This is a genomic window from Duganella sp. GW821-FHT07G03 (genome assembly GCF_059418605.1).
Genome location: NZ_JBWKQE010000054.1, coordinates 1,393 through 2,807, shown reverse-complemented (window position 1 = coordinate 2,807; position 1,415 = coordinate 1,393). Strand labels below are relative to the sequence as shown.

Sequence of the window (1,415 nt, the reverse complement as noted above, 5' to 3'; positions counted from 1 at the left end):
GTTGTATCAACGAACGTTCCAACGTACTTCTTATTCAACCATAACCTGCTAAGGTTATAGGGACAAGCCGTACGGGCAATTAGTATCAGTTAGCTTAATGCATTACTGCACTTCCACACCTGACCTATCAACGTCCTGGTCTCGAACGACCCTTCAAAGAGCTCAAGGCTCTGGGAAATCTCATCTCAAGGCAAGTTTCCCGCTTAGATGCTTTCAGCGGTTATCTCTTCCAGACTTAGCTACCCGGCAATGCCACTGGCGTGACAACCGGTACACCAGAGGTCTGTCCACTCCGGTCCTCTCGTACTAGGAGCAGCCCCCTTCAAATTTCCAACGCCCACGGCAGATAGGGACCAAACTGTCTCACGACGTTTTAAACCCAGCTCACGTACCACTTTAAATGGCGAACAGCCATACCCTTGGGACCGGCTACAGCCCCAGGATGTGATGAGCCGACATCGAGGTGCCAAACTCCCCCGTCGATATGAACTCTTGGGAGGAATCAGCCTGTTATCCCCAGAGTACCTTTTATCCGTTGAGCGATGGCCCTTCCATACAGAACCACCGGATCACTATGTCCTACTTTCGTACCTGCTCGACTTGTCAGTCTCGCAGTTAAGCACGCTTATGCCATTGCACTATCGTCACGATGTCCGACCGTAACTAGCGTACCTTCGAACTCCTCCGTTACACTTTAGGAGGAGACCGCCCCAGTCAAACTGCCTACCATGCACTGTCCCCGACCCGGATAACGGGCCAAGGTTAGAACCTCAAATGAACCAGGGTGGTATTTCAAGGTTGGCTCCACGATGACTGGCGTCACCGCTTCAAAGCCTCCCACCTATCCTACACAGATTGATTCAAAGTCCAATGCAAAGCTACAGTAAAGGTTCATGGGGTCTTTCCGTCTAGCCGCGGGTAGATTGCATCATCACAAACACTTCAACTTCGCTGAGTCTCGGGAGGAGACAGTGTGGCCATCGTTACGCCATTCGTGCAGGTCGGAACTTACCCGACAAGGAATTTCGCTACCTTAGGACCGTTATAGTTACGGCCGCCGTTTACTGGGACTTCAATCAAGAGCTTGCACCCCATCATTTAATCTTCCAGCACCGGGCAGGCGTCACACCCTATACGTCCACTTTCGTGTTTGCAGAGTGCTGTGTTTTTATTAAACAGTCGCAGCCACCAGTTTATTGCAACCCGTTCACCCTACTGAAGTAAATCAGCCAAGCTACAAGGGCGTACCTTTTCCCGAAGTTACGGTACCAATTTGCCGAGTTCCTTCTCCCGAGTTCTCTCAAGCGCCTTAGAATACTCATCTCGCCCACCTGTGTCGGTTTGCGGTACGGTCTCGTATGACTGAAGCTTAGAGGCTTTTCTTGGAACCACTTCCGATTGCTTCAGCACCTAAG

General features: G+C 51.0%; 1 rRNA gene (running past one end of the window). It reads right to left on the bottom strand.

Going from position 1 to position 1,415, the window contains the following annotated elements:
* Positions 1-58 precede the first annotated feature (58 nt).
* Positions 59-1,415: ribosomal RNA gene (locus tag AC07OK_RS30700) — 23S ribosomal RNA — on the bottom strand; its annotated part runs 1,392 nt beyond the window's last position; the annotation flags it as partial.